This window comes from Streptomyces sp. NPDC041784 (genome assembly GCF_055591025.1).
Map to the genome: position 1 here is coordinate 688,279 of NZ_JBVJAB010000002.1, position 7,143 is coordinate 695,421.

The window sequence follows — 7,143 nt, forward strand, 5'->3', positions numbered from 1 at the left end:
CCGAAATGTTTCACTACCTGAAACAACAATGCGCCTGAATATTTCATGATGTCAAGTAAGAGGGGTACCCTCGTGCCATGGCCACCTCACCCCGGACCCCCCTCCCCGACGCCCTGACCATGGAAGTCGTCGAGCTGATCGGCGAGGTCGTGGCCCGCTTCTACGAGGACTACGAGGAGGCGGCCGCCGACCACGCCCTCACCGGCGCCCAGGCCCGTCTGCTGAGCCTGCTCTCGCTGGAGCCGCTCCCCATGCGCAAGCTCGCCCAGAAGCTGAAGTGCGAGCCGTCCAACGTCACCGGCATCGTCGACCGCCTCGAATCCCGCGGCCTGGTCGAACGCCGGCCCGACCCGGCCGACCGCCGCGTGAAGCTGGCCGCGGCGACGGACGAGGGCCGCGGGGTGGCCAAGAGCCTCCGCGACTCCCTCCGCTTCGCGCGCGAGCCGCTGGCAGGCCTGGAGGAGGAGGAGCGGGTGGTGCTGCGGGGGCTGCTGGAGCGGATGCTGCGAGTGGAGTAGCCCAGCAGGAAGCGGGATGAAGGTGCACTTACCCTCCGAATATGCCACCTCAGCGCTCCCGCTTCATCGCCATGACCGTGGCCCTCGGCCTGGTAGCGGTCCTCGGCGTGGTGTGGCTGGTGCGGTCGGCGACCACGGGCGACGACACGTCGGACACCGTGGGGAACAACTCCGCCGCCACGGAGAACGGCACGGAGAACGGCACGGCCGAGGCCGGCAGCGCCGAGCCGCACGGCGACAGGAGCGGCGGCTCGGACGACGACTCGACGGCCGGCGCCGGTACGGCCGACGGCGGTACGGCCCCGGACGGCACGGGTGAAGACGGCGATGACACAGCGGACGGCGGCGAGACGCCTCAGGGCGGCGGCCGTAGGTCCGTCAACTGGAACGGCCCACGCCTCGACGGGAATCGCAACGACCCCGGCTGCCTGACCCTGATCAACAAGACCGCTACCCCCATCACCGTCGAGCGGATCTCCTTCGAGGTGATCGACGGCCCGAAGCCGTGGCCGGCCGTGCGTTCGGACGACGCCGCGCACTGCTCGGTCGACGAGAACGAACCTCTCGTCGATCCCCCCTGCCGCTCCGTCCCGGTGGGCGAGGGCGACCAGTGCCGGGCGGGGGCGGTCCTCGCCTCGAACGCCCTGCCGGGCTCGTACAAGGTCGTGGCGGTGGTGCATTCCACCTGCCTGTGCGACAACGACCAGCACTCGCCGTGCAGCGAAGTGCCCGACTGGGGTGGCCCGCCGCCGACGCCGGAGAACCCTGTCCTGACCCATGGCACGGCTCGCCAGGACAAGGCGGATCTCATCCTGACGATGACCGTCGAGTCGCCCGGACCGAACCCCGAAGAGGACTCCCCACCCGATTCCCCACCCGATTCGCCACCCGATTCCCCGCCCGACGCACCCCCCGACGCACCGGACTCCTCCCCCTCCCCGGACGAGTGATGACGGCCGGAGAACCACCGCCGCCGACCCCCGCACCGGCACCCGAACCCGCCCCTGGCCAACAGCCCGTCTCCGTGCGGGTCCGGCAGCTCGCCGAGGCGATCGGGCCCACGACCCTCGCGACGGCGCTGCTCCTCTACTTCGGCTATGTCGCCACCCGCGCCCGCTACGAGTATTTCGGCGTGCCGCTCGACATGACCGGCCTGTCCAACCAGAGCCTCACCCTCCAGGGCCTGGAGGTGGTCTACGTCCCGGCGACGCTGATCTTCCTCGGCGTGCTGGTCCTCGTGGGGATCCACGCCCTCGTGCTGTGGCTGCTGTCCCGTGAGCCGGAGAGCGGATCACGGGACACCACGGGCGCCTTCCTGGCGTACGCCTTCGTCCTCATCGGCGTGGTCCTGATCGCCAGGGCCATGATCGGCATCTTCGTCCAGGGCTCCGACGTCAGCGTGGTCATCGGCGCCACCCCGCTGGCCCTGGCCTTCGGCCCGGCCTCGGTGGCGTACGGCGTCTGGGTCTACGGCCGCCGGCGCGGCCGCCCCCTGCTGCCGCAGGGCCTCGCCAGGAACGGCGTGATGTGCGCGCTCCTGATCGGCGTGGCGGGGCTGTTCTGGGCGTCGACGCAACTGGCATGGGCGTACGGGAGGGGCCGGGGCGAGCAGGACGCGGACGAACTCGTCGACCGCCCCGAGGTCGTCGTCGACACCAAGGTGCCGCTGGACGGTCTGCCCACGGGCGTGACGGCCGCCCGGCTCGGCGCGGCAGGGGCGGGCGGCACGGGGGCGTACCGCCACCGGTACCGGGGCTTCCGGCTGCTGCTGGCCTCCGGCGGCCGCCTGTTCCTGGTCACCCCGAGCTGGGTCATCGGCCGCGACCAGACCGTCGTCCTGCCCTACGGGAAGGACATCCGGGTCCAGCTCATCCCTCAGCCCTGAGCGTCCAGCGGTCCCTCGCCGTCGCCGCGGAGCAGAGGGAGTGGGGTGTGCAGGTGCCAGATACCGGGGAGGTCCAGCCGGCCCTGTCGTTCCGCCAGCACGATCTGCTGCACGGTGAGGCATCCCTCCAGGTCGCACTCCCCACCCCGTACGGCGACCAGGTGGGCGTCGCGGACCACGGCGACGAGCCCGGCGACACGGAAGAGCAGGTCGAGTACCACGTCGAGGGTGCCGATCTTGGCGCCGTCCACGAACACATCGACGTAGGGACGATGGCTGGATGTGATCTCGTGGGTCGCGAGCGAGAGAACCTCCTCGCTGCCCGGGGTGTCACGCGTGCGGCGCGCGGCGGCGGTGAGGGCGGCGTGCTTTCGCCAGCCGCCCGCCGCCACGTCGAAGATGTCCAGCGCGAGGAAGGAATCGACCACGGCCGCCAGTTCGCGCCCGACGGCCTGATCGGCCGCGGCCGTCAGCGGACGTGCTCCGTCGAGGAGCGCTCTGGCCGCCCCACCCACCTGGAGCGGGCCGGCGAGCAGCTCCTCGGCCGAGCCGGGGTCCTCGCGGCCGAGCAGGAAGGCACGGACCGTGAGAGGTTCCGTCGTCGGTGTCGTAGTCATGGCTTCACCTCAGTCGAGGTTCTGGTGACCCGGATCCGTGTGGGGCTCGAACCGTACGGCGCGATCCGCGGAACCGGCGTCACGTCGCTCACGCAGGTGCGCCGTTCGGTTCCCGGGGCGCAGGGCCGCGCGGATGTGCTCACGGACCCAGCGAGGTCCACGGTGCCGATGATTCAGCAGGGAGAACGCGCCGGCCAGAAGCAGCGCGGCCCCGAACACGGAAGGCCCGACCACCCAGCCGACGGGGGTCGGCGTGTCCCCGCCGCCGGTTCGGCCGATGCCTCCGGGGCCGACGCCATCGGTGCTTTCTCCCGGACTGCCCCCGTCGGTCCCGCCCGTGTTCGCGCCGTCGGTAGGCGTGCCATCGGTTTCCGTTCCGTTCGTTCCTGTGCTCGTCACCGTGAAGACGTCCTCGGCGTTCACACCGGGGTCACGTGCACACTCGGCCCGTACGCTGTACGTCCCGTCGACCGCGTCCGCCGGAACGGAGAAATCCTTCTCGAAGTCCCCCTCGGCCGACACCTCGGCGCTGGTGAGCTCGGTGTCGTCGTCCCACACCACTTCCACGTCCGGGCAGTTGAATGCGGAACCTGTCGCCGTGACAGGCGTCCTCGCCGCGCCCTCGGAGAGGTTCAGGACGAGGAAGGGATCACCCGGCTGGCGGGGCACCACCGTGGATGTCGCCGTATCGCGGATCTTGCTGTTGGTAGTGCACTTGGCTGTCACCTCTCGGTCGCCCGGCTCCTCGACAGAAGGGATCGGGATCTCGGCTTCGAAGGTGCCCGCTCCGGCGTCGACCTCCGCGTCGGTCACGCCGACTTCGTTCACGAGGATCTCGACCCTGCCGCCGCCCGACTCGCCTCGGGGCGTGCACCGCTCGAAACCGGATCCCTCGACGCCGACCGACGTGCCGGGCGGGACTTCGGAGGCATCCAACGTGATGTCAGGATCGGGGGCGGATGCCGACTCGCTCTCGCTCCCGTTCTCCTTCTCACCCTCGTTCTCACCCTCGCCCTCGTTCTCACCCTCGCCCTCGTTCTCACCCTCGCCCTCCTCCTCTCCCTCGCCCTCCTCCTCTCCCTCGCCCTCCTCCTCTCCCTCGCCCTCGCCCTCGTTCTCGCCCTCGTTCTCACCCTCGCCCTCGTTCTCTCCCTCGCCCTCCTCCTCGCCCTCGTTCTCTCCCTCGCCCTCGACAGTCGTCACTGTGAAGATCCCGCTGCCCTCGACCCCACCGGCGCCGTTGTCGCACGTCGCCACCACGGTGTGCCCGCCCGCGGTGGCGCTGTCCGGCACGGTGAAGGTGGCCCCGCCGGTCCCGGCCGCCTCGGACGCCGTAAAGGGCAGGTCGTCGTGGTCCCAGGTGAGGTAGGTGATGGTGCCGGGCATCTCTCCCGTATCAGGGTCAATGACGACACACTGTGCGAAGTAGACATGCACTACGGTCGTCGTCGGCCCCTCGGAAGGGCTGAGAGTGATGGATTCCTGCTTCATGACCGCGGCCGGCGCCGCGAACGCCATCGGAGCCCATGAGACCGCGATGCTCACAAGCACGGCGGTCAGCCATCGCCAGACGAATCGCGCGTCAGATGACATGAGTCCAGGAAATGGGAGGATGCGGTTGAAAAGGCGAGGAACTCCGGCATCACGGATGTCCGGACCTCAGGTTTCGCCCCTTTTATTCTCCTCCTTCTCGCCGGTACTCGCGCGCCATCAACCGTGAAGGCACAAGTCAGTTCCCTTTTCAATCAGGCGGGTTGACCGTCCCGCCATCGGCAAGACCTCAGTCGTCCCCACCCCCGCCCGAAGACCGTGACGACTTGGTGTTCGCCGCGCTGACGAGTTTCGCCAGTGTCAGGGTCACGGTGGAGACCCCGCGGGTCCAGCGGGGGCCGCCGCGGGCCGCCCAGACGACGCAGACGCAGCCGCCGACGACCAGCGCGAGAACACCGGACAGCACAAGTACAGCCATGCTCTTCCCCCCTCTTCCGCAGAGCCCTTCGTCGAGCCCTGTCCTCCACTACGCCCGGAGACGGCCGGCGGTTCCCGAAAATTCCTTCGACAGACCGCCGGCCGGGGCGGCACGCTCTCCCCATGATCCATGGAATCGAGTACCGCCCCGCTCGGTGAGCGCCCCGGAAGAGCGCGCCGCGCTCGCCGTCCCGCTCGCCCTGTACGACGTCGCCCTGCGCCTGACGCGCGCGTCCCGGGACGGACTCCCGCCCCGCCGTCGATACTCCCTCCCCCGCCCGCCCGAGGACGGCCTGTCGACGGCCCTGCCCCACGAGGAGGCGCGGGACGCCGTCCGCTCCGCGCTGGACCCGCTGCCGTCCGACCCCGCCACCCTGCACCGTCGTTTCGCCGAACTCGGCGTCCGCGACCGGCACAGATCGCTGATCCGGTACGTCGTCGCCGGGCTCCCGCTGCCGGACGAGCGGCGCAACGCCGCCCGTTCGCTGGGCCGACGGCTGGCCCGGACCGGGACGACCGTGCCCGCCGTCACCGTGGGCCTCGCCCTGCTCGCCCGCGTCGGCGAACCCGAGGACGTCGCGTGCCTGACCGCCCTCGGCATGCTGCGCGAATTCCGCGCCCCGGCCATCGAGGCCCTGGACACGATCGATCCCCGCCGGGCCGCCGTGCTGGCGCTCGGCCACGACCACCGCCCCGAACTGCGGCCGCTCGTACGCGCCTTGTGCGCCGAGGACCGGGCGGCCGTCCTCGCCGAGCTCGAAGTCCTGCCCACCGCCTCCCGGTTCCTCGGCGCGGAGAGCGCCCGCCGCGTCGTCCAGGCCACCCTCCTGCCCGAGCTGCTGGACCGACACCCCACCCGCACCGCCCTGTTGGGCCGGGCGGCCCGGCTCCTGGTGCGGATGGCGTCCTCGCACGACGGCGCCACCGAGTTCCTCGCCTGCGGTGACGCACCCGCCCTCTACGAGACCGTCGTGGCGCGGGCCGGCCTTCTGCCGCCGACCCTCGGCCACCACGCCGCCCTGCTGTCCCTCGCCCTGGACCTGAGCAGCGGTACCGCTGTGCTGCTGGACTGGCCCGCCGGCCGGCGCGCGGCACTGCTGGACTCGCTCGGACGGCTGCTGGCGGAGCCCCGCTGGGCCGCCGTGGCGGACGCCGGCACCGACGATCCGGCCGAACGCGCGCGGGCCCGCTGGATCCGGCGTACGGGACGGCGGCCGTTCACGCTCCCGGCCGCGCCGCCCGGCCGGCTGCGCATCGAGGTCGTGGCCCGGGATCCGCTGGACGGGGAACCGGACGAGACCCGGGTGCTCGTCGACGGACGTCCCCTGGTCCCGGCGCTCTTCCCCCGCGGCCCGGCCTGCCGGCCCGAGTTCCTGCTGGACGACGGTGAGCTGCGGGCCGGTCCGGAGCCCCGGGAGGTGCGGCTCGCCGAGGCCGACTGCACCGAGGGGTGCTGCGGCGCGCTCTCCGTCACCATCCGCCGCGACGGGAACCAGGTGGTGTGGGAGAACTGGCGGCGGCCGCCCCTGCCGGGCCGCGGCCGGCCGACGCCCCCGCTGTCCGCCGAGCGCTTCGACGCCGTCGCCTACGACGCGGAGATCGCCCGGGTGGAGGCCGACCCCTCCTGGTCCTGGCCGGCCCGCGACCTCGCCCGGCTGATCAGGAAGGGGCTGGCGGACCGGCCGGACCTGGTGAGCCGGTGGGACATGCGCCAGGGCTGGATCAGCACCGGAGGGCAGGATCCGGACACCGTCGAGGCGGAACTCTGGTACACCCCGGGTCTCGGCTCGGGGGAGCCGGACGGCCACCCGCTCGTCTTCCGCTGGACCGTCCGCGACGACGGCACCTCCCCCGCCGCCCAGGCCGCGGCCGCGCTCCGGCGGCTGACCGAGGAGGACCCGAAGACCTACGCCCGCGTGTCCGGCGGCAGCCGCGAACGCGCCGAGGAACTCGGCTTCCCCTGGCCGTACGGCACCTGACGGCACCCGAGGGCTTGTCAACGACCCGGGACTAAAGTCCCGGGCTTGCACAGCGGGCGCCACTGGCTGTGGTGCTGCGCCTGCGTCCGGTCCCACCCTCGGGTTCGGGGGGTGGGTCTGGGGCGGTTGACTGCGCCCCGCGTCGCCACAACTCTTCCGCGCGAGCACGGATGTTG

At 71.8% G+C, this 7,143-nt stretch carries 7 protein-coding genes; 4 read left to right on the forward strand and 3 right to left on the reverse strand.

Going from position 1 to position 7,143, the window contains the following annotated elements:
- Positions 1-77 precede the first annotated feature (77 nt).
- From ACZ6D7_RS06815 to ACZ6D7_RS06825, 3 genes are all read left to right on the forward strand, one after another.
- Positions 78-518: a MarR family winged helix-turn-helix transcriptional regulator gene (locus ACZ6D7_RS06815; protein WP_469484487.1), complete on the forward strand. Its 441-nt coding sequence runs from the start codon at positions 78-80 to the stop codon at positions 516-518.
- Positions 519-559: 41 nt separating this feature from the next.
- On the forward strand, positions 560-1,468 hold the full coding sequence (locus tag ACZ6D7_RS06820) for a hypothetical protein (protein WP_469484489.1): 909 nt from the start codon (positions 560-562) through the stop codon (positions 1,466-1,468).
- A 74-nt stretch (positions 1,469-1,542) separates the two neighbouring features.
- Positions 1,543-2,403, forward strand: coding sequence for a hypothetical protein (locus tag ACZ6D7_RS06825; protein WP_469484492.1), 861 nt, complete (start codon positions 1,543-1,545; stop codon positions 2,401-2,403).
- On the opposite strand, the gene ACZ6D7_RS06830 is transcribed toward ACZ6D7_RS06825, so the two are convergent.
- From ACZ6D7_RS06830 to ACZ6D7_RS06840, 3 genes are all read right to left on the reverse strand, one after another.
- The gene (locus ACZ6D7_RS06830) at positions 2,394-3,020 is read right to left on the reverse strand and encodes a hypothetical protein (protein ID WP_469484496.1); all 627 of its coding nucleotides are present in this window, start codon (positions 3,018-3,020) and stop codon (positions 2,394-2,396) included. The genes ACZ6D7_RS06825 and ACZ6D7_RS06830 overlap by 10 nt on opposite strands.
- Before the next feature lie 9 nt (positions 3,021-3,029).
- Positions 3,030-4,538 (reverse strand): hypothetical protein, encoded by a 1,509-nt coding sequence (locus ACZ6D7_RS06835; RefSeq protein ID WP_469484498.1) that lies wholly within the window; start codon positions 4,536-4,538, stop codon positions 3,030-3,032.
- Positions 4,539-4,800: 262 nt separating this feature from the next.
- Positions 4,801-4,989: a hypothetical protein gene (locus ACZ6D7_RS06840; protein WP_469484501.1), complete on the reverse strand. Its 189-nt coding sequence runs from the start codon at positions 4,987-4,989 to the stop codon at positions 4,801-4,803.
- A 154-nt stretch (positions 4,990-5,143) separates the two neighbouring features.
- On the opposite strand from ACZ6D7_RS06840, the gene ACZ6D7_RS06845 reads away from it, so the two are divergent.
- On the forward strand, positions 5,144-6,967 hold the full coding sequence (locus ACZ6D7_RS06845) for a hypothetical protein (protein ID WP_469484504.1): 1,824 nt from the start codon (positions 5,144-5,146) through the stop codon (positions 6,965-6,967).
- Positions 6,968-7,143 lie beyond the last annotated feature (176 nt).

Bases quoted from the DNA above. Each gene is read 5' to 3' on its own strand.
- ACZ6D7_RS06815 (WP_469484487.1), top strand. From the start codon at position 78: ATGGCCACCTCACCCCGGACCCCCCTCCCCGACGCCCTGACCATGGAA.
- ACZ6D7_RS06820 (WP_469484489.1), top strand. From the start codon at position 560: ATGCCACCTCAGCGCTCCCGCTTCATCGCCATGACCGTGGCCCTCGGC.
- ACZ6D7_RS06830 (WP_469484496.1), bottom strand. From the start codon at position 3,020: ATGACTACGACACCGACGACGGAACCTCTCACGGTCCGTGCCTTCCTG.
- ACZ6D7_RS06835 (WP_469484498.1), bottom strand. From the start codon at position 4,538: ATGGCGTTCGCGGCGCCGGCCGCGGTCATGAAGCAGGAATCCATCACT.
- ACZ6D7_RS06840 (WP_469484501.1), bottom strand. From the start codon at position 4,989: ATGGCTGTACTTGTGCTGTCCGGTGTTCTCGCGCTGGTCGTCGGCGGC.